Origin of the sequence: Sphingomonas sp. (assembly GCF_031361285.1) — a bacterium.
Taxonomy (GTDB): domain Bacteria; phylum Pseudomonadota; class Alphaproteobacteria; order Sphingomonadales; family Sphingomonadaceae; genus Sphingomicrobium.
Window position 1 is genome coordinate 12,679 of the sequence record NZ_JANMCO010000015.1, and the last position, 22,571, is coordinate 35,249.

A 22,571-nucleotide genomic window follows, 5' to 3' on the forward strand; every position below is an offset into this window, starting at 1 on the left:
ATCCTTAAGCGGATACGGTGTTTTGAGCGTAGATGGAGCGTTTTGGTGCCGCGAAGAGGCGCCGCAACATCGGTTCGAAGAATTCGAGCGGGGCGCTGTGATAGTCCGGATCGAACGCGGTCTGGTCGTACAGCTCGCAGAACCGGGCGGCATCCTCGAAGTGCGGGTGGCCGCGGAGCGCTTCGCGCATGTCGCGGTCGAGGCCGATGTAATGGAAGAAATAATAGCCTTGGAAGACCCCGTGTTGCTCGGCGATCCAGTGCAATTTGTCGTCGACGAACGGTTTCAGGATCGCGGCCGCGATGTCCGGATGGTTATAGGAGCACAAGGTGTCGCCGATGTCGTGGAGCAGGGCCATGACGACATAGTCTTCGTCCTCACCGCCGCGATGCGCGCGGGTCGCGGTCTGCAGCGAATGCTGGAGCCGGTCGACCGGAAAGCCGCCATAATCGCCGTCGAGCAGCCGTAAATGAGCAAGCACGCGATCGGGCAAGGTGGCGCTGTAGCCGAAGAATTGCGGCCCGATGACCGCCCAATCCTCGGCCGTGCCCTGGTCCATGCTGCGAAATGTCGCGCGCGGGGCGGTTTCATTCATGGCCAACTCTCCCATCTCCCAATCTCTCTCGTCATTGCGAAGAGCGCAAGCGACGCGGTAACCCAGAACGGAAGCTGGGTTGCTTCGCTCCGCTCGCAATGACGGATTAAGACCTCTATATCCAGAACGATGGCGACCGATAGCGCGGCACTGGAACGGCAACAGCGACCGGCGCGGCGCGCGAACCGGTCCGCCGCGCCCAGGATTCAGTCGCCCGCGGCGCCGATCGCCGAGGGCATCGGCCTCGACCAGCCGTTTTTCGACGACAAGAACCGCGCCTTCTGGATCCTGCAGTCGGCCGGCTGGACGGGCTATTTCATCCTGCGGTCGCTGTCGGGCTTCGCCAACAGCATGGGCTGGATGTTCGTCATCCACACGCTGTTGCTGACCGCGACCGGTTATTCGCTGACCCTGTTGCTGGCGACCTTGTTCCGCCGGTTGATCGCGATGCGCGCATTGTTGACCGTCGCACTGTCGCTGGTTGCGGTGGTGCTGGCGGCGACCGCTTTCTCGGTGATCGAGACGTGGAGCTTCGCGACCTTCCTCAAACCCGACGCCCGGCCAGTGGGGGTCGAATATCTCGGCGCCATCCTGCTCAACTTCGCGCTGCTCGCGGCGTGGGCGGCGCTCTATTACGGGATCAACTATTTCCTGTTGCTCGAGGAGCAAATCGATCAGCGCGAACGGCTGGAAAGCCAGGCCTCGACCGCGCAACTGGCGATGCTGCGCTACCAATTGAACCCGCATTTCCTGTTCAATACGCTCAACTCGATCTCGACCCTGGTGCTGTTGAAGCAGACCGAGCGCGCCAATGCGATGCTTGCCAGGCTGTCGTCGTTCCTGCGCTATACACTGATCAACGAGCCGACCGCCAAGGTGACGCTGGCGCAGGAAGTCGAAACGCTGAAGCTCTACCTCGAGATCGAGAAGATGCGCTTCGAGGACCGGCTGCGGCCGCATTTCAAGATCGAGTCGGAGACCATCGGCGCGCGGTTGCCGTCGCTATTGCTCCAGCCGCTGATTGAAAATGCGATTAAATATGCCGTCACCGCGAGTGAAAGCGGGGCCGACATCTGGCTGACCGCGCACCGCGAGGGCGACGCGGTGCGGATCGAGGTCGCCGACAATGGCGATGGCGAAAACGCCGGCTTGACCGCCAGCCCGTCGACCGGCGTCGGCCTGGCCAACATTCGCGACCGGCTGGCGCAGGCCTATGGCGCGGCCCATAGCTTTACGACGAAAAAGAACGAACGCGGGGGGTTCAGCGTTATCGTTGAAATTCCATACGAGAGCGGAGACCAGGACATATGAGCATCCGGACCATTTTGGTCGATGACGAGCCGCTTGCCACCCAAGGGTTGCAACTCCGCTTGCAGGCCCACGACGATGTCGAAGTGGTCGCCACCGCGGCCAACGGGCGCGAGGCGATCCGCGCCATCAAGACCCACAAGCCGGACCTCGTCTTCCTCGACATCCAGATGCCCGGGTTCGACGGCTTTTCGGTGATCCAGGGGATGATGGATGTCGAGCCGCCGTTGTTCGTTTTCGTCACCGCTTACGGCGACCATGCCCTGCGCGCGTTCGAGGCGCAGGCGGTCGATTATCTGATGAAGCCGGTCGAGGAAGACCGCCTGGCGGCGACGCTTGATCGGGTGCGCCAGCGGCTGACCGAAAAACGCGGCGTGGAAGAGGTCGAGCGGTTGAAGGAAGTGCTGGTCGAGCACGCGCCCGAGGCGGCGGAATCGCTGGCCGAGGAAACCGCCGGTGACGCGCCCGCCGCGAACCGCTTCGAGAAGATGATCAACATCAAGGACCAGGGGCAGATTTTCCGCGTCGATGTTGACTCGATCGAGCGGATCGACGCCGCTGGCGACTATATGTGCATCCAGACCGGCGACAATACGCTGATCCTGCGTGAGACCATGAAGGACCTCGAGAAACGCCTAGACCCGCGGCGCTTCCAGCGCGTGCACCGGTCGACCATCGTCAACCTCGACCTCGTCCGGCAGGTCAAGCCGCACACCAACGGCGAATGCTTCCTGGTGCTGGACAGTGGCGCCCAGATCAAGGTCTCGCGGTCGTACCGCGACGTCGTCGCGCGGTTCGTGCATTGATGGCGAAAGTCACCGGCCTCGGCGGCATCTTCTACAAGGTCGCGGACCCGGCGAAGACCCGCAGCTGGTACCAGGATTCTCTCGGCGTCGGCGGCGAATGGGGCGCCATGTTCCCGTTCAAAAAGGACGATCCAAACGGCTTCTCCCTGCTGTCGCCATTCACGGCGGACAGCGACTATTTCGCGCCCAGCGAACAGCCGTTCATGATCAACCTGCGGGTTGACGACCTCGACGCAATAATCGTCGAGCTGGCGACCAAGGGTATCGCTATCCTCGGGCGGCAGGACGAGGATTACGGCCGGTTCGCCTGGATCCTCGATCCCGACGGGGTCAAGGTCGAGCTGTGGCAGCAACTCGGGCCTGCTCCTGAGTAATCGCACGACCGCCCCAACGGCGGGATTGGGAAATCGTAAGGAATTGGCCATCGGGAGCGAATGTGCGCGGGCCTAACTCGTCAGTCCTCCCCCAATCCCTTAGGAGAAACTGATGACCAAGACCCACCAAGCGGCCGCGCTGCTAATCGCCGGCCTTCTCGCGACCAGCGCCGCCCAGGCGAAGCCGGCCGCTCCGGCCAAGCCGGCCGCGACGGCGAAAATCACCACGCCCAAGCCCAAGATCAGCATGGCCCAGGCCCGCAAGACCGCGCTCCGCCTCGCCCCCGGCAAGATCACGAAAAGCGAGTATGAGAAGGAAGGCGGCGGCTGGCGCTATTCGTTCGACATTCAGCAGAAGGGCCACATCCAGGAAATCGGCCTTGACGCGATGACCGGCAAAGTTGTCGAGAACAAGTCCGAAGGGAAGGTTGATCACGACTGATCCCCGACAGGAGTACCAATGAAAATCCTCCTCGCCGAGGATGACATTGAAATGGCCGAGTTCGTCGCGCGAGGTCTCGACGAACTCGGCCATAATGTCGTCCGCGCGACCAGCGGCGTCGACGCGCTGCATCTCGCGACGACCGAGCCGTTCGACCTGGCGCTGGTCGACCGCATGTTGCCCGGCATGGACGGGATCGCGATCCTCCGCCGGTTGCGCGCCGCGCAAATCGAAACGCCCGTCCTGTTGCTGACCGCGCTCGGGCGGATCGAGGACCGGGTCGAGGGCCTCGATGCCGGCGCCGACGATTATCTTGTGAAGCCGTTCGCTTTCTCCGAGCTCGCCGCGCGGATCAATGCGATCGCTCGCCGTGGACCGATCAATTCACCGGCGACCCGGTACGAGTGCGGGGCCCTGTCGATGGACTTGCTGCGGCGCGAGGTGCGCCGCGACGGGGACGTGATACTTCTCCAGCCGCGCGAGTTCCGGCTGCTCGAGGAGCTGCTTCGCAACGGGGAGCGCCCCGTCACCCGGACCATGCTCCTGGAGCGCGTCTGGGGCTTCCATTTCGACCCCCAGACCAATATCGTCGACACCCACATCAGCCGCATGCGCGCGAAACTGAACGAAGGCGGGCGGCCCGACATGATCGAGACGATCCGCGGGGTCGGTTACCGGATGCGACCCTGTGACAAGGCTTAGGCATAGCGCCGCCTATCGGATCGCCTTCGCTTACTCGGCCGCGATCGCCATCGGTATCGCTTTGTTGGGGACGGTGATCTTCTGGGCCATGCATATTGCGTTCACCCGCCAGATCGACGCGCTGGTTACCGACGAAGCCCAAACCTTACTGTACGAATACCGACCCAATGAACCTGCCGAGCTTGCCGATGCGATCACCCAGCGAGAACGGCTCAGCGCCGGCGCGAAGCTCTATTATGCGGTGTTCGAACCAGACGGCCGCCGCGCCATGGGCTCGCTGAATGCAGCCATGCCCGAGCTGGGCATGCATGATATCCCGTTCGTCGACGGATCGGGAGGCACCGATTCAGCGCGAGGATTGGTTATCGAACTTCCCGACCACCGCCGGTTGGTGGTGGCGGCCGATCGCGAATGGATCGAGCGGATCGACCAGACTGTCCTTGGCACGTTCGCCATCGGATTCGTAATCCTGATTGGCTTTGGGCTTGGCGGCGCGTTGCTGCTCGGTGGCTATTTGCAGCGACGATTGCGGGCGATCGGCAACGCCGCAGATGGCATCATCGGAGGCGACATTCGGCGCCGCATGCCGATCAGCGACCGCGACGACGAATTCGACCAATTGGCCCGGGTGCTCAATACCATGCTTGAGGAGATCGAACGGTTGCTCGAGAATCTGCGTCAGATTTCCAGCGACGTTGCCCATGATCTGCGCAGCCCGCTGACCCATTTGCGCAACGCGCTCGAGGAGAGCGCGTTGGGTGGAGGCGACGCGCCAACGCGCGATCTAGTCATCGCCGATGCCATCGCCCGAGTGGACGACATCCTGTCGCTATTTGCCGCAATCCTGCGCATTTCCGAAGTCGAGAGCGGCAAGATCCGCCGCCTGTTCAAGCCGGTCGACCTGAGCGAACTCGTCACCGACCTGGCCGAAAGCTACGCCCCCGCGGTGCGCGAAGCAGGCCGATCCTTAAGCTGGTCGATCGCACCGGGGCTGGCCGTCAACGGCGATCGCGAGCTGATCGCCCAGGCGGTAACCAACCTCCTTGAGAATGCTCAGCGGCACACGCCTCCCGACACAGAGATACACGTCCGCCTGGCGGCGTCGGCCAAGTGGATATCGGTCGCGGTGGTGGATACGGGTCCGGGGGTCGCGCCTGCCGATCGGGAGCGCATTACCCGGCGCTTCATCCGGCTCGAGAGCAGCCGGACGAAGGTCGGCCACGGGCTCGGGCTGAATCTCGTCTCGGCGGTCGCTCGCCTGCACCGCGGTCAATTGCGCTTTGCCGACAATGGGCCCGGGCTGGTCGCCGAGATCGACCTCCCCGTTGATCCCGCATTGCGGCCGGATTGATTTTTCGTAACAGGGCAACCGCCTTCATCGCTGCTATGCGTTCAATCCTATCGCGCAGCTTAATCAGGAAATCATCCATGAACGACCGTTCCATGACCGACCGCGACATGATCCACGATGCGGTCAGCAAGGTCCCCGCGATCACGCTGGGGTTCTGGATCATCAAGATTCTCGCGACCACGCTTGGCGAGACCGGCGGCGACAGCGTCACCATGTCGTGGCTCGGCGAGACCACCGCCAACCCGATGCCCAACGGCTATCTGGTCGGCACCGGCATCTTCGGCCTGATCCTGGTGGCTTTGGTCTGGGCGCAGATCAAAGCCCGCGATTTCAATCCCTGGCTCTACTGGGCAACCATCGTCGCCTCGACCACGGCCGGCACGACGCTGGCCGATTTCGCCACGCGCAGCCTTGGCATCGGTTACTCCGGCGGCTCAATCCTGCTGCTGACGCTGGTCATGCTGTCACTGCTCGCCTGGCATCGGTCGCTCGGCAGCATCGACGTCAACACCGTCGCGACCGCCAAGGCCGAGACCTTTTACTGGATCACGATCACCTTCTCGCAGACGCTGGGAACCGCGCTTGGCGATTGGGTGGCCGACTCCGGCCCGGGATATTCGGGCGGGGCGGTGGTGTTCGGAGCAGCACTGGCGGTGCTCGCGATCCTCTACTTTGCCACCCGTATCAGCCGCGTCGGCCTGTTCTGGGCGGCGTTCATCCTTACTCGGCCATTGGGCGCAACAGTCGGCGATTGGCTCGACAAGCCGATTGCCAAGGGCGGGCTCGACTTCAGCCGCCCGCTTGCCTCGGCGGTCCTGGCGGTGGTCATCGTCGCGCTCATCCTGCTGCTACCGCAGCGCCCAGGCCGCCACCCCGGCCCGGTCGACGCGGAGGCGTGACGGCACGGCTGACCGGGCTGCTGGGCGCGAGCTTGTTCGCGACGCTGTGGCCAATCGCGCCGGCCGTCGCAGGCCCGCCGTACGAAACCGACGACCCTGTGCCCACCGATACCGGTCGTTGGGAAGTCTATACTTTTACTGGCCTTGAGGGCCGCGGGAGCAATGTCGAAGGGTCCGCGGGGCTCGATCTCAACTACGGTCCGATCAAGGATGTCCAGCTGACCGCCACGCTGCCCATGGATTATGCGCACAGTCGCGAAAGCGGATGGCGATCCGGCACGGGCGATCTTGAAATAGGCGTCAAATATCGCTTCGTCACCATCCCCTCGGCGGGAATTTCGGTGGCGATATTTCCCCGCGTCTTCCTGCCGAGTTCGAAGGCGAGCACCCGGACCCGGGTCCTGCTGCCGGTCTGGGCGCAAAAAGACATGGGCAAAACTTCTTTGTTTGGCGGCGGCGGTTTTGAGATCAACCCGGGTCCCGGCAACCGCGACTTCTGGTTGGCGCGCGCGGCGGTCACGAATGCCATCAGCGACACGGTGACGATCGGCGGCGAAGCCACCCACCATAGTGCGGACACCGTTGGCGGGGCGAGTTCGAACAGCCTTGGGCTTGGCGCCATCGCCAAGCTGCGCGATCCATTTTCGCTGCTCGTTGCGGCTGGACCGGCTTGGTCGGGCGGTCAGGCGAGCTACCATGTCTACGCGGCGCTCGGCCTAAACTTTTAGTCCGACAGTCAGCAAAACTGTGATGTTGGTCGATGGCCGCTTGGCGCGGCGAGGGTTGGCTTGCTATGCGCGGGCAATGACCAAAACCCGCTGGCTTGGAGCCGCCGCCGCTTTATCCGTCCTCTCGCTCGCCGCGTGCAACGTCGCGACCAAGCCTGACAATGCCGTGACTAGCGAAAGTTCGCAGCCGGCCGCGGTCGATAAATTGGCGCGGGTCGAGATGAACGCCGACACGTCTTATTTGACCGACGAAGAGAAGCAGGTGGTCAATTTGCTCAACCAGGCGGCGGACCTGCTCAATCCGATCTATTTGCGCCAGGTTTCGGCCGACAATCCGCAGCTGCGCGACGAGATCGCCGCCAAGCACGACCCGGCGCTGCTCGAGCGGTTCGATACCTTCATGGGGCCATGGGACGAAGTCGACGAGGACAAGCCCTTCTTTGGCAGCGCCAAGCGGCCGGTCGGCGGCGGCTTCTATCCAGCCGACCTGACCAAGGAGCAATTCGACGCGTATCTCGCCGCCCACCCGGCCGAAGCCGAGGCGCTCAAGAACCCTTACACAGTGGTCAAGCGGCAGGGCGATAGACTGGTCGCGGTGCCGTACAGCCAGGAATATAAGGAATGGCTGGAGCCCGCCGCGCAAGCGATGGAGAAAGCGGCGGCGATCACCACCAATGCGAGCCTCAAGAAATTCCTGACCCTGCGCGCCAAGGCGTTCCGCACCGACGATTATTTCGAGAGCGAGCTGGCGTGGATGGACTTGAAGGATACGCCGATCGAATTCGTCATCGGCCCGTACGAGACCTACACCGACGGGCTGTACGGCGCCAAGACCGCATTCGAAGCCTATGTGACGCTCCGCAATCCCAAGGAATCGGCGGCGCTCGATATCTACAAGAGCCATTTGCGCGCAATGGAGGCCAACCTTCCGGTCGAGGAGAAGTATAAGAACTTCCAGCGCGGGTTTGAATCGCCGATCGCCGTCGTCGACCAGATTCACGCCGGCGGCGACAGCAATCATGGCATTCCGAGCATCGCCTTCAACCTGCCCAACGACGAGAAAGTGCGCGAGGCCAAGGGCGCCAAGAAGGTCATTTTGCAGAACCTCCTCGGCGCGAAATACGACCGCATCCTGCAGCCGATGGCGGGCCTGGTGTTGGTCCCCGACCAGGCCAGCCAGGTCAACAAGCGCTACATGTACATGGAGACGCTGTTCCACGAGCTGTCGCACAGCCTCGGGCCGGGATCGATTATGGTCGGCGGACGCAAGACCAGCGTCGATGCCGAATTGAAGGATGTTGGCAGCGGCTTTGAGGAAGCCAAGGCCGACGTGATGGGCGCCTACAACGTGCTGTTCATGATGGACAGGGGCGTGCTGCCAGCCGCCGACAAGCCGCAGATCCGCGCCGCTTACGTCGTCGGCCTGTTCCGCGCGATGCGCTTTGGCGACACCGACGCGCATGGCCGCGGCGCGGCGATGCAGTACCGCTATTTGCGGGCCAAGGGCGGCATCCTCTGGGACGCGCAGGCCAAGCGCTTCCACATCGACCCGGCCAAGCTCGATGCCGGCATCCGTGACCTGGTCGGCGATATCGTCCGGCTCCAGGGCAACGGTGATTATGCCGGAACCAAGGCGTTCCTAACGAAATGGTCGGTGATGGACGCCGAAGCCAAACAGGTGACCGCCACAATGGGCCACATTCCGGTCGATATCCGGCCGGTCTATCCAAGCCGGGTGTGACGCCTAACGCTTGAGCTCGCGCCCGACCGGATAGAGCAGGAAGCGCTCGTCGTAATAGGGCGTACGCTCATAGAACCAGCCCAACCGCGCATCCGGGTCGGCAGCGAACTTGGGGTCGGACGCGAGCTTGGCCTCGAACTCGCGCTTCAGGGCGGGATTCGCGGCCAACATGCGCTCGGCCAGCGGGGCGATCGCATAGCCCTCGATATATTCGGTGCGCATGAGAATCTCGGGGAAGAAATTCCACGCCAGCAGCGAGTCCTGGCTTTCGGGCTCGAGCATAGCGGCGGCGAGCAAGCCGAGCGGTTGGCCCGACGGCACCCGCAACGAGCCGACCGGGAAAGTTTCCCGCCGCACCGCGTGGACATAGCCGTCGGCCGCCAGCGGAATGTGGCCCTCGTCCGCGGCCTTGATCTTGGGACCGGCCACGCGAACCATGTCGAGGTTCATGGTTCGCGGCGCCGTGATTGTTTCGAACACGATGCCGTGAAGCCGCAGCAGCGCGATGACCTCGGGCTTGGTTACCGGCACCCACCACGCCGCGGGCAAAGTGGCCACGACATCCGCAACCTGGCCGAACACCGGCATGCGCTGAGTGATTTTGCGGCCAAGCCAGCGAACCTCGTTGCCGCCCGACGCGAGCGATTTGTAGCGTTCGTGGGCGACGCCCTTGAAGTCGGGAATGATATAGAGTGGCTGGGCCGCGGTCTTCCAGCTCAGCGTTTCCGTTTGCGGGCGGCTGGCGCTATCGGCGGCGATCGCGGCTTCGATTTGCGCGCCCTCGGCACCGACCAGCCGAAGCGATTCTTCGACCAGCACATAGGTGCCGAGAACGCGTTGGCGATAGGGCTTCAGCGAATGGGCTTCGACCAGCACCGACGGAATGCGCGCGAGGTCGGCATAGCCGGTCGAGTACCGCGGCTGGTCGGCGTTGAGGCGGATGCCCTTGTCCGGATCACGGCCGTCGACTGTGTCGACATAGGTGCCGGGGATATGACCCGCGGAAGCCAGCGCCGCGGTCACTGCCGGGCGGTAGCGGCGGTCGAGCCAGCGGCCGATCTGTGGTGAATGCGCGTAATAGCCGCCCCAGCCGGGGAACATGAAGGTGATGTCGTATTGATAGTCGGTGCCGTCGGTAACGTGGAGGTCGAGGTACAGCGCCGGCTTATACTTATGGAGCAGCCCGAGCATCGCCTTCATCTCGGGCGTGTCGGCTTTTAGATAGTCGCGATTGAGGTTGAGGTTTTGTGCGGTCGTACGCCACCCCTGGTTGACCGGCCCGCGCTGATTGGGGCGGTTGAACGGCGACGACCGTTCGTGCCCGTCGGCGTTGAAGACCGGCACAAAAATGAAATCGGCATGGTCGAGCAGCTGGTTCTTGCCGCGCAGCGCGATGTCGCGCAGCAGCATCAATCCGGCGTCCTTGCCGTCGATTTCCCCCGAATGAATGCCGGCCTGGGCGAGCATCACCGGCTTGGGCGAGGGGCCCGGCTTGGCGGCGCGGATTGCGTACAGTTCGCGCCCTTGCGCCGTGTGGCCGAACACCTCGAGATGCAGCAGAGGCGAAGCGGCGACCAGCCGATCGAGCCAGGCGCGGGTTTCGGCAAAAGACGGGGTGGCATCGAAATTATGCGCTTCAGCCGGAGTAATCCACGGATCAGACGGCGCGGCGACCAGCCGCTCGCTGGCGCCGTGCCACGGGATGATGGGCGGCAGCGGCGCGGTGAGATCGGCGGCGGCGGGGGCGATCGCGGCAAGCGCGGCAAGCAAATGGAGCATTGGCCGAGCCTATTCGGCGCCGCCAGCGGTGGCAATCGCGCGTAGGCTGTTATACCGGACAACACCGCCTCAGGAGATCGCCATGCCGAGCCGCTTTGAGACATTCGCCGCGCTGCACGTGCCCGGCGATCCGGTGGTCCTGTACAACATTTGGGATGTCGGGAGCGCCCAGGCGGTCGCCCGGGCAGGCGCCAAGGCGATTGCCACCGGCAGCCATCCGGTGGCTTCGGCCAACGGCTTTCCCGATGGTGAGACGGTGCCGATCGCGTTTGCATTGGCCAATGCGTCGCGGATCATCGCCGCGGTCGAGCTGCCGGTGACGGTCGATTTCGAGGGCGGCTATGCGGTCGACCCCGGCGCGCTCGAGCATAATTTCTCGCTGCTCGCCGCGACCGGCGCCATCGGCTGCAATTTCGAGGACCAGGTGATCGGCGGTGAGGGTCTTCACCCGTTGCCGCTGCAGAGCCAGCGGATCGCCGCCGCGCGGCGCGGCACCGGCGCCAATTTCTTCATCAACGCCCGCACCGATCTGTTCCTCAAGAACAAGCCGGAGACGCACGACGCGGCGATGGTCGACGAAGCAATCGCGCGCGTGCTGGCCTTTGCCGACGCCGGGGCTAGCGGCTTCTTCGTGCCGCGTCTGGGCGATTTGAAACTGGTCGAGAAACTCTGCCGCGCCTCGCCGATCCCGGTCAATGCGATCGCTTACCCGGGCGCGCCGACCAAGGCGCAGTGGGCGACCGCCGGGATCGCGCGGATTAGCCACGGCCCGTTCCCGCTCAACGCACTGATGAAAACGTTCGAGGAGATGGCGCGGGCAGCGATCAACTAGGCCTTCACGGCCTTTGATCGCCGCCACCAGCGGCGCGTCGGGCCGGACTGCAGCACGCTGCGGCGGAACAGGCGAGAGCCGAGGCGCAGGATTAGCACCACCCAGATGAGTTGCCAGCCGATGGCGAGCAGGTGCGGCCATAGGCCGGGTAGCTGGGCGGCGCGGGCGATCATCACCAGCGGCGACGATAATGGGAAAACCGCCGCCGCCAGGCCTGCGGGCGAGTCGGGGGCGCCGATGGCCAGCGTGGCGACAGCGAAAATCACCACCTGCCCCATCGTCACCGGCATCGACAGTGTCTGCACTTCGCGGACCGTCGACGCCTGCGCGCCGATGCTCAGGAAGACCGAGCCGAGCAGCAGGTAGTTCATCGCGAAATAGAGTACGGCAAGGGTGAGGAAGGCGGGCCAGCCGACCGCCGGCGGCGGCAAAGTAGCGAGCCCGCCTTCGGACAAGATGGCGACTGCGGCCAGGCCAGCCGAACTCCACACGGCGATGCCAACGATCGACGTCGCCAGCATGGCGAACAATTTACCGAGGAAGATGGCGTCGATCGGGACGGCGGCGGCGAGTACCTCGATGACCTTGTTTGATTTTTCCTCGATCAATTGCGACAGCAGCATGCCGGCCAAAAGGATGGTGAGGAAGAACAAGAGGAACTGCCCGGCGCGCGCGGTCAACATGCGTTCCTGGACCAGGCTTCCCGACGAGCGGCCGAGACTGGTGACGGCGATGTTCGGCCCGGGCTCGACCTGCGGCGCACGGGCGCCGGCGATGATCAGCTTGAGCTGCCGGGCGGTCGAACCGTCGGCCTGGACCGCGCCGGCCAGCTTCGGGGTCGAGAAGCTGTCGGTCAGCACCGCAATCACCGCCGGTGATTTGGATTCGAGGAGGTGTTTCTGCTGCGCGGCGGCGTCGGCATCGCCGTCGAACCGCACCAGCTTGATGATCGGCGAATTCTCCAGCGCGTCGGCGAGATGATCCCGCGCAGCTTCGATCCGCGCGAAATCGTCGGGCGAAGCGATGACCGCGACGACGGGCTGTTCGGCTTCGCTGGCGACTTGCGCGCCGATGCCGCCGAATACCGCGCCGAGCATGACCGGGAACAACGGCCCCAACAGAAAGAACAGGAAGGCCTTGGAAAAGACCGTCGCGACGAAATCGCGGCGGCCGATGACGAAGGCTGAGCCGATCAGATGCTTCATTGGCCGGCCCCCAATTCACCCATCGCTGCCGCCGCGGCATCGCCGGCGATGGCAACAAACGCATCGTGCAGGCCGGGCCGCTCAATGGCCAAAGTCTCGATACCGGCGTCGCCGTCGATCAGCGCCTTCAACAACGGTTCGGGCCCGCCGACCGGCAGCTCGAATTCCCATTGGCGACCGTCGAAGCGGGCGCTGGCCGGAAGCGCGGCCCGCCACGGCCCATCGGGCGCGCGCGTCCGCAAGCGGACAATCGGCCGCAGGCGATCGCGGGCTTCATCGACTCCGCCCTCGAACGCCAATTTGCCGCCGGCGATGATGGCGATCCGCTCGCACAGCCGCTCGGCATGAGAGATGACGTGGGTCGAAAAGAGGATCGTCACGCCGTTCTTGGCTTCGGCGCGGATCAGCCCCTCGAGCTTGGCCTGGTTGATGGCATCAAGGCCGGAGAAGGGTTCGTCGAGGACCAGCAGGCGCGGGCGATGGATGATCGTGCCGAGCAATTGCACGGTCTGCGCCATGCCCTTCGACAGTGTGCGGATCGGCTTTCGCGCCCAGTCGCTCAAGCCGTGGTTGGCAAGCAGTGCGTCGGCCCGGGTGCGGCCTTCGCGCAATGGCAAGCCGCGCAGCGCGCCCATGAACGCGATCGCTTCGCGCGCCTGCATCGCCGGATAAAGGCCACGCTCCTCGGGGAGATAACCGACCTGCCGCGCCGCATCGAGCGGACGGTCGTGGCCGAGCAAACAGCGGCTTCCCGACGACGGGTCGATGATCCCCAACAGCAGGCGCAGGGTGGTCGTCTTGCCGGCGCCATTGGGGCCGAGCATGCCGTAGATGGTGCCGGCGGGGACCGCGAGGCTGATGCCGTCGACCGCGCGGGTGGTACCGAAATCCTTGACCAAATCGGTCGCGCGGACAGCGATCCCGTCGTCCTGATGATTAGGAGGCTGTCGAAGCACTGATGTTCCTCTGAAACTCAAGGGCAACCCTTCGACAAGCTTAGGGTGAGCGGGTTATTGGGGGGCGTGACCAATAGCGCAAGCCTGAAGGAAGCAATCCGCGACGAAGCGGCACGACTGGGTTTCGTCAGCTGCGGTTTTGCGCGCGCCGATGCTGCGCCGGACGCGGGGGCCGAGCTCAAGCGCTGGCTCGCCGCCGGACATCACGGGACCATGGGCTGGATGGCGGAGCGGGCCGACCAGCGGGTTTCGCCGACCGCTCTGTGGCCCGAGGCCCGTTCGGTGATCGCGCTCGCCATGAGCTACGCCCCGGCCAGCAATCCGCTGGCACTCGCCGAGGAACCTGGACTGGGGCGCGTCTCGGTCTACGCTCAGGGCGGCGATTATCACAAGACGGTGAAGAAGGGCCTGAAGGCGTTGGCGCGGTTCATCGTCGACCGGGCACCCTCCGAGCTCAAGGTGTTCGTCGACACGGCGCCGGTGATGGAGAAGCCGCTGAGCGCCGCCGCCGGTATCGGCTGGCAGGGCAAACACACCAACCTCGTCAGCCGGACACATGGCAGCTGGCTGTTCCTCGGGCTCATCCTGACCAGTCTCGAGCTTGAGCCGGACTCGCCGGAGACCGATCATTGCGGGAGCTGCACGCGCTGCCTCGACGTCTGCCCGACGCAAGCGTTCGACGGCGCCCGCCGGATCGATGCGCGGCGTTGCATTTCCTATCTGACCATTGAGCACGACGGGCCAATCCCGACCGAATATCGTAAGGCGATCGGCAACCGCATCTACGGCTGCGACGATTGTCTGGCGGTGTGCCCGTGGAATCGTTTTGCCGGGCAGGCAGCGGCCAATCAGGCGTTCCTGCCACGCGCCGAACTGGCCGCGCCACGGTTGGGCGATTTATTGGCGCTCGACGATGCGGGCTTTCGGGCAATGTTCGCGGGCTCGGCGATCAAGCGCATCGGCGTCAAGCGCATGGTCCGCAATTGCCTGATCGCCGCGGGCAATAGCGGCGACCCCGGATTGGTGGATAAGGTTCGTCCGCATCTCGCCGATCCCGATCCAATTGTCGCCGAAGCCGCGCAGTGGGCGATGGAGCAATTGGCTCAGGCGCCCTCAAGCGCGGCAACACAGCGCCTCTGATCGGTATTCGCGCCTGAGCGGAGCCGAGCGTCGACGTGCGTCACCCGGTCGGCGCCCTGGCCACTGACCGGGGGGTATAAATAGGCGTCGAGAATGCAGCTCGTGGCGCGGAACTGGAGCTTGAGACCCTGTCCCTCGCGAATCTGAAGCGCCGGAGTGCCGAGGCGTTGCACCAGCTCGCTGACGCTCAGCCCGAGAAGGTTGCTGCGGATGTGCGGCGACACCGTAACCGGCGTTGGCTGCGTCTGCGGCTGATCGGGGACGGTTTCGCAACCGGCGACCAACAAGCTGGACAAGAGGAGAATGCGGCGCATGTCTCTCCTTAGTCATTGCGAGCGCAGCGAAGCAATCCAGCCATCGCATTCTGGATTGCTTCGTCGCTCTGCTCCTCGCAATGACGACACTCTTTAAGCAGCGGAGTATCTATGCCTTCACACCGCCTCGACGTGCTGGCGATCGGCAATGCCATCGTCGACGTGATTGCCGACGCCGACGATGCGTTCCTTGCCGCCGAGGGGCTGACCAAGGGGTCGATGCGGCTGATCGACGCCGAGGAAGCCGAACGGCTGTACGCGCACATGGCCCCGGCCCGCGAAGTCAGCGGCGGGTCGGCGGGGAACACCGCCGCCGGAGTGGCTGCCTTTGGCGGCCGGGCCGGCTTCATCGGCCAGGTGGCGCCCGACCAGCTCGGCGAGTTTTACATCCACGACTTGCGGGCCGCAGGGGTCGAGTTCACCACGCCGCCGGCCGATTTTGGCGTGCCGACCGCGCGCTCGATGGTGCTGGTGACGCCCGACGGGCACCGGACCATGAATACGTTCCTCGGCGCCGCGCAGCATTTGCCGGCGACCGCGCTCGACGAGGCGCAGATCGTCGACGCCGCCCTCCTCTATCTCGAAGGCTATTTGTGGGACCCGGAAACGCCGCGCTATGCGATGATCCGGGCGATCGAAGTCGCCCGCAACGCCAGCCGCAAAATCGCTTTCACTTTGTCCGACACTTTCTGCATCGCCCGCCACCGCGACGGTTTCAACGTGCTGATCGACGACGGCCGGATCGACATCTTGTTCGCCAATGAGGCCGAAATCCTGGCGCTCGCCGGCGTTCCGCACCTCGATGCCGCCCTGGCCGCCGTTGCTCCCAAGGTTGCGACCCTGGTCGTCACTCGCAGCGAGCATGGGGCGCTGGCAATGCACGGCGGCGAGCGGGTCGAGGTTGCGGCGGCGCCGATCGAGCGGCTGGTCGACACCACCGGCGCCGGCGACCTGTTCGCCGCCGGGTTCCTGGTCGGCGAAGCGCGCGGGCTGGGGCTCGAGACGTCGTTAAAGCTGGGCGCAATCGCCGCCGCCGAGGTCATCCAGCATTATGGCGCGCGGCCGGAACGCGACCTCAAGGCTCTTGCAGGCGATCTGCTCGCATAGAAAAAGGGCGGCCCATCGCTGGACCGCCCTCAATCTCGATTAGCGCCAGACTAAGGCCGGACGACCGGCTTGCCGTCCGCATCCAGCTCCGCATCCTCCGGGAACAAAGGCGGCTCGCCATCGGATACCACGTGATGGCCCTTGGCGAGCTCCGAATTGTGCATGCCGTAGACGAAGTAGAGCACGATCGCGGCGACAATGTACCAGGCGAAGAAGATCAGCACTTTATTCTCGACCGTGAAGATCAAGGCAAAGCAACTGACGATCCCGAGTGCCGGGAGTACCGGATAGAAAGGCACGCGGTAGCCGCGCGGGATATCCGGATGGGTACGACGCAGCCAGATCACGGTAAAGCAGACGATGCCAAAGGCTGCGAGCGTGCCGACCGAGGTCGCGTCACCGAGGAAGTTGATGTCGAAGAAGCCGGCGGCCGACGCAACGGCGAGTCCGACGACCAAAGTGTTAATCCATGGCGTCCGGAATTTGGGGTGCACCTTGGCGAAGAATTTCGGCAACAGGCCGTCGCGGGCCATGGTGTAAAAAATCCGCGTCTGGCCATACATCAGAACCAGAATGACCGAAGTCAGGCCGATGATCGCACCCGCCTTGATGGTCTTGGCGAACCACGCCCATTGCGGGCCGAAGGCATCGACCGCGACTGCGACTGGATCGGGCACGTTCAACGACTGGTAGGGAACGATCAGCGTCATTACGATCGACACCAGGATGTAAATCACGGTGCAGGCGACGAGGCTGCCGATGATCCCGAATGGCATATCCTTGGCTGGGTTCTTCGCTTCCTGCCCGGCGGTCGAGACCGCTTCGAACCCGATATAGGCGAAGAATACGATCGATGCGGCGCGGAGGATTCCGCTCCAGCCGAACTCGCCCTTGACGCCGGTCGGGGGCGGGATGAACGGATCCCAATTTGGCGTGTAGGTCGGCAAATTCTTGAGGATGATGAAGCCGCCAACGAGGATGAAGGCAACCAGCACGGTAACCTTGACGGCGACGATCGCATTGTTGAACTTGGCCGATTCCGAAACGCCGATGACGAGCAGGATGGCAAGCGCGGAGCAGACCAGGAACGCCGGCAGATTGAACAGATAGGTAATCGGCGCGCCGTTGACGAGCACATCGACGCCGTCCTTCTGCAAATGGTGGCCGGTTGGCCCGGTCAAATAGGATGGAATTTGCATGCCGAAATCGCCGAGCAGGCTGACCACATAGCCGGACCATCCGACCGCGACGACCGATGCGGCAAGGCCATATTCGAGCAATAGCAGAGCGCCCATTACCCAGGCGGCGAACTCGCCGATCGTCGCGTAGCTATAGGTGTAGGCGGACCCGGAAACCGGCAGGGTCGACGCCAGCTCGGCGTAGCACAGGCCGGCAAAGGCGCAGATGATCCCCGCGATGGCGTAAGAGATCAGCACGGCCGGGCCGGCATGGAGCGCCGCGGCGTTGCCGGTGCGGACAAAGATGCCGGCGCCGATGATGCAGCCGATGCCGAGGAAGACCAAATTCCACGGGCCCAAAGTGCGCTTCAATTCGCTGGTCCGGGTTTCTTCCTGGATCTGGGCGACGCTCTTGCGCAGCCCTATCCGAGCCAGAAAACTCCGCTTCGGTGCTGCGGTGGCCATAGTCAAAGTCCCCTTGAGCCTTGGTGATTTTGGCCGAGCCTAGCGCCTCAAACGGGGAGGGCAATCCCCTACCGGTCCGAACTAGCGCGCCAGCATCGGTCCCAATGGCTGACCGCCAAAGATATGGACGTGGAGGTGGGGCACTTCCTGGCCGCCGCGCTTGCCGACGTTGGACAGCAGGCGATAGCCCTGGACGACCATTTCGGCATCGCGCGCGACATGGCCGACGGCGCGGACGAAGCCGGCGATCTCGGCGTCTGACGCCCGCGCCGCAAAATCGTCCCACGAGACGTACGGCCCCTTGGGAATCACCAGAATATGGACCGGTGCCAGCGGGTTGATGTCGTGGAAGGCGAGCGCGTGCTCGTCTTCATAGACTTTGGTGCACGGCAGCTCGCCGCGCAGGATTTTCGCGAAGATGTTGCCATCGTCATAAGGCAGGCTGGCGTCGATCGGCATGCCGTTGAGTGTCGCGCCGGGGCGCGGTGCGTCAAGAACAATTGTGCGGGGTGCGCTGCGACTGATAGGCGCGCAACGCGCTTGACCCTCAACGCCGCCTCGTTACCACCTTCAAGCGATGAGCGAGGAACCGCCAGAAAGTCTGATACCGTACGACGAAATCGTCCAGGAGGCGTTGCGCGATGTCGTCGGGCGCGTGCTTGGCGAGGTCGAGTTGACCGGCGTGCTGCCCGGCGGCCACCATTTCTACATCACCTTCAAGACTCGCCTGCCCGGCGTTTCCATCCCCAAACATCTGATCGAACGCTTTCCCGAAGAAATGACGATCGTCATCCAACACCGCTTCTGGGACCTCAAAGTCGAGGACCAGGGGTTTAGCGTCGGCCTGTCGTTCGGCGGCGTCCCGTCGACGCTCCGGGTGCCGTTCGCGGCGGTCACCCAGTTTCACGATCCCGCGGTCGAATTCTCGCTGACCTTCCAGGCCAATGCCGCAGACGATTTGGTCGAGGAACCCGAAGCGCCCGAAAACGACAGCCCCCAGGGCGAGACTGGCAAAAAGACGGGCAAAGCCAGCAAGAAAGTCGCCGCTGGCGAGGTTGCCGATGACGGTTCGAACGTCGTGTCCGTCGACTTCACGCGCAAGAAGTGATGGCCGACCCCCGCACCGAGACCGACAGCTTCGGGCCGATCGAGGTGCCGGCGGACAGCTATTGGGGGGCGCAGACCGAGCGCTCGATCGAGAATTTCCCGTTCGGTTCGAACGAGCAAATGCCGCTGGAGGTCGTCCACGCTTTGGGCTTCGTCAAACAGGCCGCGGCGCGGGTCAACGCCAGGCTCGGGCTGCTCGAGCCGCAAATCGCCGAAGCTATCCAGCAAGCGGCCGAGGAAGTCGCGCGCGGCGATCTCGACGACCAGTTCCCCTTGGTCATCTGGCAGACCGGGTCCGGCACCCAGTCGAACATGAACGCCAACGAGGTCATCGCCGGGCGCGCCAACGAAATGCTGACCGGCAAGCGCGGCGGCAAGGCGCCGGTCCACCCCAACGACCATGTCAACAAAAGCCAGTCGTCGAACGACAGCTTCCCGACGGCGATGCACGTTGCGGCCGCCCGCGCGATTCACATGAAGCTGTTGCCGGCGATCAGGGCCATGCACGCCAAACTGGCCGAGCTGGCGACGCGCTGGAACGGCATCGTCAAGATCGGCCGCACCCATTTGCAGGATGCGACGCCGCTGACGCTGGGGCAGGAATTCTCCGGCTACGCGGCCCAGATGGGCGACAATATCGAACGCATCGACGGGGTCTTGCCGCGGCTGTATCGGTTGGCCCAGGGGGGCACGGCGGTCGGTACCGGGCTCAACGCGCCGAAGGGCTTTGGCGCCGACTTTGCCAAGGAAATCGCCAACCTGACCAGGCTGCCGTTCGTCACCGCGCCGAACAAATTCGCGGAGATGGCGGCGCATGACCAGATGGTAGAATTATCTGGTGTTCTCAATACGTTAGCTGTTTCGCTGACCAAGATTGCCAACGACATAAGATTGCTCGGTTCGGGCCCGCGATCCGGGCTTGGCGAATTGCGGCTGCCGGAGAACGAGCCGGGCAGCTCGATCATGCCCGGCAAGGTCAACCCGACCCAGGCCGAAATGATGACCATGGTCGCCGCCCAGGTGATGGGCAATCATGTCGCCGTGACGATTGGCGGGCTGCAGGGGCATCTGGAACTCAACGTGTTCAAGCCGCTGATCGGGGCCAACATCATCCGCTCGATCAACCTGCTGGCCATTGCCATGGACAGCTTCACCTTGCGGGCGCTGGACGGGCTCGAGGCCGACGAAGCGCGCATTGCCGAGCTGATGAGCCGGTCGCTGATGCTGGTCACGGCGCTGGCGACCGAAATCGGCTATGACAATGCCGCCGCCATCGCCAAGCATGCGCACAAGACCGGGCAGACGCTCAAGGAGGCGGGGCTCGAGCTGGGCCTGGTTGACGAAGCGACCTTCGATCGGGTGGTCCGGCCCGAAAAAATGGTCGGCAAGTGAAGGAAAACGCCATGCGCCTTGCACCAATCGCGCTCACTGGACTGGGCTTTCTGGCACTTGCCGGCTGCGCTTCGAGCGAGGCGCCGCGCGAACGGGCAAGCGGAAATTATGGGCGGCCGCCAATTGTCATCCGGCCGCTATTCCCCGCCGATTACATGGCCGCCGCTTCGTCGATCGACCTGTTTGTCATTCGGTCGTCCGAACTGGCTCAGACGCGCGCGGCATCGCCCGGTACCCGCGATCTCGCCCGGGCCATGATCGCCGACCACAATGGGACGTCGGCGCAATTGTCGTTTGCCGGGCGGCGGCTCAACCTGCTGCCCGCGGCGGCGCTGCTGCCCGCGCACCAGGCGATGTTCGACGAACTGTCGGCCAGCGGCGATTTCGATGCGACGTACCGCCGCCAGCAGACTGCCGTTCACCAGGCGGCCCTGAAGCTGCACGGCGATTTTGCGGCCCGCGGCGAGAGTCCGACCTTGCGCACCGTCGCCAGAAACGCCGCGCCGATCGAACGCCGGCATCTCGACGTGTTGAGGCGGATGTAATGCGCCGGTGGCTCGCTTTGATCGCCGCTGCCGCCGGGCTTTCGGCCTGTGCTTCGCTGGCCCTGACGCCAACCAATGCCAGCGGCCAATGGGGCGGGCCGCACATCGGCCTGGTACTGGAAGGCGGGCTGGGTACGGTCGAGTATGATTGCGCTTCGGGGACCATCGACACGCCAGTCATCCCGGCCCCCGACGGCAGCTTTGCCGCCGCCGGAACCCACCGGCCCGGACAGGGCGGACCGATCCGTGTCGGGCAGATTTTCACCAGCGTCCGGGCGAATTACGCCGGCAAGATCGACAAGGGCCACATCACGCTTGGCGTGGTACTTGAAGACGGCACGGCGATGGGTCCATTCAGTCTCGATCGCGGCGCCCCTGCCCAGCTGACCCGCTGCCTTTAGTCGCGGCGCCCTGCCCTTTAGCGTCGGCGCGCTGGACCACCGATCATAATTTGAAGTTCAGCCGCATGCCGACATTGTCGATGCCGGGGTTCTGGCGGCCGAACAATTGGGCGTGGCTCATGTGGACCCAGCTCGCTTCGATGCTGACCCGGTTGCTGACCTCGGCGCCGATGCCGAGTTCGGGCTCGAACAATATGCGGCTGCCGAAATCGATCTTGTCGTTGCTTGGATCCTGAAAGTTCTCGGTCGAGCCATTGTGGATGGCGATGCCGACCCCGGGGCGGACGTAGAATCGCTTGCCGAATTTTGCCGCGATGCCGACCGCTGCATAACTCGTCGCTCCCGCCGTATTGAGCGCTCCGAAAACATAAGGCTGGAGCGGGGTCGAGCCGATCTGGTCACCGCGCCAACCCAGCTGGACGTCAGCGCCATCTTCGATGTTGCTCCTCGACAGCGGCGACTTGATGTCGTGGATGTAAACCCCGCCGAACAGTTCGCCGGCCTGCGCCGGAGCAGTCATCGCGGCGAGGCACAGGCCGCCAAAGATCATTATACTACGCGTCACAAGGCATTCTCCGGATCGTTCGGGGCTATAATGTTTGGCATGCCCATTGGTGCCGCTTGCTGTCAGCCGCCGGACTGCCAAACGCGGATCGCGTCGTTCGGAGCAAGCAACATCCACACGTTCAAGGTCAGATTGTCGCGGATGACAAACAACGGCACCAGTTCGAGGACCAGCACAATCGCGATCGCCACCCATAGCGGCAGGCGGCGGGCGGCGAGAAAGCCCAACCCCATCATCATAATGTCGGACAGCGAGTTGATGACGCTGTCGCCGGTGTAGCCAACGGCCGTCGTCGCTTCGCGATAACGGTCGATGATCAGCGGCGTGTTCTCGGTGATTTCCCACGCCGTCTCGACAAACAGCGCAATAAGGAACCGGCGTTCGACCGGCCACTGGCGCGCGACCCACCAAAGAAACGCGTAGAACAGGAAGCCGTGGACGAGATGGCTTGGACTGTACCAGTCGGCGAGCATCTGGCTGGTCCTGGGGCTGAGCGCGCTCGGTTCCCACAGCGCGATCGTCCCGCAGGTGCAAATCGGCGGCCGGCCCATGGCCAACAATATCAGGGCGGTCGCGACGATGATGACGAATGTTGCAAGGGTAGCGCGCGAACGGACGGTCATGGCTACTGGCTTAGCA

General features: G+C 64.1%; 25 protein-coding genes. 16 read left to right on the plus strand and 9 right to left on the minus strand.

The window, feature by feature from the left end; translation table 11 throughout:
* Positions 1-4: 4 nt before the first annotated feature.
* A complete protein-coding gene (locus RMO25_RS01525) occupies positions 5-595 on the minus strand; it encodes an HD domain-containing protein (protein WP_309660838.1) in 591 nt (196 codons plus the stop codon).
* A gap of 129 nt (positions 596-724) precedes the next feature.
* Between RMO25_RS01525 and RMO25_RS01530 the strand changes: the two genes are divergently transcribed.
* The 9 genes from RMO25_RS01530 (at position 725) to RMO25_RS01570 (ending at position 8,946) form a co-directional block, all read left to right on the plus strand.
* A complete protein-coding gene (locus RMO25_RS01530; RefSeq protein ID WP_309660839.1) occupies positions 725-1,906 on the plus strand; it encodes a histidine kinase in 1,182 nt (393 codons plus the stop codon).
* Entirely contained in the window at positions 1,903-2,709 is an 807-nt protein-coding gene (locus RMO25_RS01535) for a LytTR family DNA-binding domain-containing protein (protein ID WP_309660840.1), read from the plus strand. The genes RMO25_RS01530 and RMO25_RS01535 overlap by 4 nt, the downstream gene beginning before the upstream one ends.
* A complete protein-coding gene (locus RMO25_RS01540) occupies positions 2,709-3,083 on the plus strand; it encodes a VOC family protein (protein WP_309660841.1) in 375 nt (124 codons plus the stop codon). The genes RMO25_RS01535 and RMO25_RS01540 overlap by 1 nt, the downstream gene beginning before the upstream one ends.
* Before the next feature lie 112 nt (positions 3,084-3,195).
* On the plus strand, positions 3,196-3,525 hold the full coding sequence (locus RMO25_RS01545; RefSeq protein ID WP_309660842.1) for a PepSY domain-containing protein: 330 nt from the start codon (positions 3,196-3,198) through the stop codon (positions 3,523-3,525).
* 18 nt (positions 3,526-3,543) lie between these two features.
* Positions 3,544-4,227 (plus strand): response regulator transcription factor, encoded by a 684-nt coding sequence (locus RMO25_RS01550; protein ID WP_309660843.1) that lies wholly within the window; start codon positions 3,544-3,546, stop codon positions 4,225-4,227.
* Positions 4,214-5,578 (plus strand): HAMP domain-containing sensor histidine kinase, encoded by a 1,365-nt coding sequence (locus RMO25_RS01555; RefSeq protein ID WP_309660844.1) that lies wholly within the window; start codon positions 4,214-4,216, stop codon positions 5,576-5,578. The genes RMO25_RS01550 and RMO25_RS01555 overlap by 14 nt, the downstream gene beginning before the upstream one ends.
* A gap of 77 nt (positions 5,579-5,655) precedes the next feature.
* Positions 5,656-6,477 carry a hypothetical protein gene (locus RMO25_RS01560; protein WP_405051817.1) on the plus strand — a complete coding sequence of 274 codons (822 nt, stop codon included), beginning with the start codon at positions 5,656-5,658 and terminating at the stop codon, positions 6,475-6,477.
* On the plus strand, positions 6,474-7,205 hold the full coding sequence (locus tag RMO25_RS01565) for a hypothetical protein (RefSeq protein WP_309660845.1): 732 nt from the start codon (positions 6,474-6,476) through the stop codon (positions 7,203-7,205). Before RMO25_RS01560 ends, RMO25_RS01565 begins: the two co-directional genes overlap by 4 nt.
* 76 nt (positions 7,206-7,281) lie before the next feature.
* Positions 7,282-8,946 carry a dipeptidyl-peptidase 3 family protein gene (locus RMO25_RS01570; protein WP_309660846.1) on the plus strand — a complete coding sequence of 555 codons (1,665 nt, stop codon included), beginning with the start codon at positions 7,282-7,284 and terminating at the stop codon, positions 8,944-8,946.
* A 3-nt stretch (positions 8,947-8,949) separates the two neighbouring features.
* On the opposite strand, the gene RMO25_RS01575 is transcribed toward RMO25_RS01570, so the two are convergent.
* A complete protein-coding gene (locus tag RMO25_RS01575) occupies positions 8,950-10,725 on the minus strand; it encodes a M14 family metallopeptidase (protein WP_309660847.1) in 1,776 nt (591 codons plus the stop codon).
* Positions 10,726-10,807: 82 nt separating this feature from the next.
* Between RMO25_RS01575 and RMO25_RS01580 the strand changes: the two genes are divergently transcribed.
* Positions 10,808-11,557, plus strand: coding sequence for an isocitrate lyase/phosphoenolpyruvate mutase family protein (locus RMO25_RS01580; protein ID WP_309660848.1), 750 nt, complete (start codon positions 10,808-10,810; stop codon positions 11,555-11,557).
* Here the strand turns inward: RMO25_RS01580 and RMO25_RS01585 are convergent.
* Together RMO25_RS01585 and RMO25_RS01590 are read right to left on the minus strand one after the other, a co-directional pair.
* Positions 11,554-12,762 carry an ABC transporter permease gene (locus RMO25_RS01585; protein WP_309660849.1) on the minus strand — a complete coding sequence of 403 codons (1,209 nt, stop codon included), beginning with the start codon at positions 12,760-12,762 and terminating at the stop codon, positions 11,554-11,556. The two genes, RMO25_RS01580 and RMO25_RS01585, sit on opposite strands and share 4 nt — an antisense overlap.
* A complete protein-coding gene (locus RMO25_RS01590; protein WP_309660850.1) occupies positions 12,759-13,718 on the minus strand; it encodes an ATP-binding cassette domain-containing protein in 960 nt (319 codons plus the stop codon). The genes RMO25_RS01585 and RMO25_RS01590 overlap by 4 nt, the downstream gene beginning before the upstream one ends.
* 66 nt (positions 13,719-13,784) lie before the next feature.
* On the opposite strand from RMO25_RS01590, the gene queG reads away from it, so the two are divergent.
* Complete coding sequence (queG, locus tag RMO25_RS01595) at positions 13,785-14,858, plus strand: tRNA epoxyqueuosine(34) reductase QueG (protein ID WP_405051818.1); 1,074 nt, start codon at positions 13,785-13,787, stop codon at positions 14,856-14,858.
* On the opposite strand, the gene RMO25_RS01600 is transcribed toward queG, so the two are convergent.
* Positions 14,822-15,172: a hypothetical protein gene (locus RMO25_RS01600; RefSeq protein WP_309660851.1), complete on the minus strand. Its 351-nt coding sequence runs from the start codon at positions 15,170-15,172 to the stop codon at positions 14,822-14,824. The two genes, queG and RMO25_RS01600, sit on opposite strands and share 37 nt — an antisense overlap.
* Positions 15,173-15,283: 111 nt before the next feature.
* On the opposite strand from RMO25_RS01600, the gene RMO25_RS01605 reads away from it, so the two are divergent.
* Positions 15,284-16,279 carry an adenosine kinase gene (locus tag RMO25_RS01605; protein WP_309660852.1) on the plus strand — a complete coding sequence of 332 codons (996 nt, stop codon included), beginning with the start codon at positions 15,284-15,286 and terminating at the stop codon, positions 16,277-16,279.
* 50 nt (positions 16,280-16,329) lie between these two features.
* Here RMO25_RS01605 and RMO25_RS01610 read toward each other — a convergent pair whose 3' ends face one another.
* Positions 16,330-17,922, minus strand: coding sequence for an amino acid permease (locus RMO25_RS01610; protein ID WP_309660853.1), 1,593 nt, complete (start codon positions 17,920-17,922; stop codon positions 16,330-16,332).
* Positions 17,923-18,003: 81 nt separating this feature from the next.
* A complete protein-coding gene (locus RMO25_RS01615; RefSeq protein WP_309660854.1) occupies positions 18,004-18,381 on the minus strand; it encodes a histidine triad nucleotide-binding protein in 378 nt (125 codons plus the stop codon).
* Between the two features lie 118 nt (positions 18,382-18,499).
* Here RMO25_RS01615 and RMO25_RS01620 point away from each other — a divergent pair, with 118 nt between their 5' ends.
* The 4 genes from RMO25_RS01620 to RMO25_RS01635 are packed head-to-tail and all read left to right on the plus strand — an operon-like array spanning position 18,500 to position 21,367.
* Entirely contained in the window at positions 18,500-19,030 is a 531-nt protein-coding gene (locus RMO25_RS01620) for a ClpXP protease specificity-enhancing factor SspB (RefSeq protein WP_309660855.1), read from the plus strand.
* A complete protein-coding gene (gene fumC, locus RMO25_RS01625; protein ID WP_309660856.1) occupies positions 19,030-20,421 on the plus strand; it encodes a class II fumarate hydratase in 1,392 nt (463 codons plus the stop codon). Before RMO25_RS01620 ends, fumC begins: the two co-directional genes overlap by 1 nt.
* An 11-nt stretch (positions 20,422-20,432) precedes the next feature.
* Positions 20,433-20,966 carry a DUF4142 domain-containing protein gene (locus RMO25_RS01630; RefSeq protein ID WP_309660857.1) on the plus strand — a complete coding sequence of 178 codons (534 nt, stop codon included), beginning with the start codon at positions 20,433-20,435 and terminating at the stop codon, positions 20,964-20,966.
* Positions 20,966-21,367 (plus strand): hypothetical protein, encoded by a 402-nt coding sequence (locus RMO25_RS01635; protein ID WP_309660858.1) that lies wholly within the window; start codon positions 20,966-20,968, stop codon positions 21,365-21,367. The genes RMO25_RS01630 and RMO25_RS01635 overlap by 1 nt, the downstream gene beginning before the upstream one ends.
* Before the next feature lie 43 nt (positions 21,368-21,410).
* Here RMO25_RS01635 and RMO25_RS01640 read toward each other — a convergent pair whose 3' ends face one another.
* Together RMO25_RS01640 and RMO25_RS01645 are read right to left on the minus strand one after the other, a co-directional pair.
* Positions 21,411-21,917, minus strand: coding sequence for an acyloxyacyl hydrolase (locus RMO25_RS01640; RefSeq protein WP_309660859.1), 507 nt, complete (start codon positions 21,915-21,917; stop codon positions 21,411-21,413).
* Between the two features lie 77 nt (positions 21,918-21,994).
* Positions 21,995-22,555, minus strand: a complete 561-nt coding sequence (locus RMO25_RS01645) for a DUF2585 family protein (protein ID WP_309660860.1) — start codon at positions 22,553-22,555, stop codon at positions 21,995-21,997.
* Positions 22,556-22,571 lie beyond the last annotated feature (16 nt).

Coding starts and splice junctions, on each gene's coding strand:
- RMO25_RS01525 (WP_309660838.1), bottom strand. CDS start 595: ATGAATGAAACCGCCCCGCGCGCGACATTTCGCAGCATGGACCAGGGC.
- RMO25_RS01560 (WP_405051817.1), top strand. CDS start 5,656: ATGAACGACCGTTCCATGACCGACCGCGACATGATCCACGATGCGGTC.
- RMO25_RS01530 (WP_309660839.1), top strand. CDS start 725: ATGGCGACCGATAGCGCGGCACTGGAACGGCAACAGCGACCGGCGCGG.
- RMO25_RS01535 (WP_309660840.1), top strand. CDS start 1,903: ATGAGCATCCGGACCATTTTGGTCGATGACGAGCCGCTTGCCACCCAA.
- RMO25_RS01570 (WP_309660846.1), top strand. CDS start 7,282: ATGACCAAAACCCGCTGGCTTGGAGCCGCCGCCGCTTTATCCGTCCTC.
- fumC (WP_309660856.1), top strand. CDS start 19,030: ATGGCCGACCCCCGCACCGAGACCGACAGCTTCGGGCCGATCGAGGTG.
- RMO25_RS01620 (WP_309660855.1), top strand. CDS start 18,500: ATGAGCGAGGAACCGCCAGAAAGTCTGATACCGTACGACGAAATCGTC.
- RMO25_RS01630 (WP_309660857.1), top strand. CDS start 20,433: ATGCGCCTTGCACCAATCGCGCTCACTGGACTGGGCTTTCTGGCACTT.
- RMO25_RS01615 (WP_309660854.1), bottom strand. CDS start 18,381: ATGCCGATCGACGCCAGCCTGCCTTATGACGATGGCAACATCTTCGCG.
- RMO25_RS01605 (WP_309660852.1), top strand. CDS start 15,284: ATGCCTTCACACCGCCTCGACGTGCTGGCGATCGGCAATGCCATCGTC.
- RMO25_RS01540 (WP_309660841.1), top strand. CDS start 2,709: ATGGCGAAAGTCACCGGCCTCGGCGGCATCTTCTACAAGGTCGCGGAC.
- RMO25_RS01545 (WP_309660842.1), top strand. CDS start 3,196: ATGACCAAGACCCACCAAGCGGCCGCGCTGCTAATCGCCGGCCTTCTC.
- RMO25_RS01585 (WP_309660849.1), bottom strand. CDS start 12,762: ATGAAGCATCTGATCGGCTCAGCCTTCGTCATCGGCCGCCGCGATTTC.
- RMO25_RS01575 (WP_309660847.1), bottom strand. CDS start 10,725: ATGCTCCATTTGCTTGCCGCGCTTGCCGCGATCGCCCCCGCCGCCGCC.
- RMO25_RS01640 (WP_309660859.1), bottom strand. CDS start 21,917: ATGATCTTTGGCGGCCTGTGCCTCGCCGCGATGACTGCTCCGGCGCAG.
- RMO25_RS01600 (WP_309660851.1), bottom strand. CDS start 15,172: ATGCGCCGCATTCTCCTCTTGTCCAGCTTGTTGGTCGCCGGTTGCGAA.
- RMO25_RS01550 (WP_309660843.1), top strand. CDS start 3,544: ATGAAAATCCTCCTCGCCGAGGATGACATTGAAATGGCCGAGTTCGTC.
- RMO25_RS01635 (WP_309660858.1), top strand. CDS start 20,966: ATGCGCCGGTGGCTCGCTTTGATCGCCGCTGCCGCCGGGCTTTCGGCC.
- RMO25_RS01580 (WP_309660848.1), top strand. CDS start 10,808: ATGCCGAGCCGCTTTGAGACATTCGCCGCGCTGCACGTGCCCGGCGAT.
- RMO25_RS01645 (WP_309660860.1), bottom strand. CDS start 22,555: ATGACCGTCCGTTCGCGCGCTACCCTTGCAACATTCGTCATCATCGTC.
- RMO25_RS01610 (WP_309660853.1), bottom strand. CDS start 17,922: ATGGCCACCGCAGCACCGAAGCGGAGTTTTCTGGCTCGGATAGGGCTG.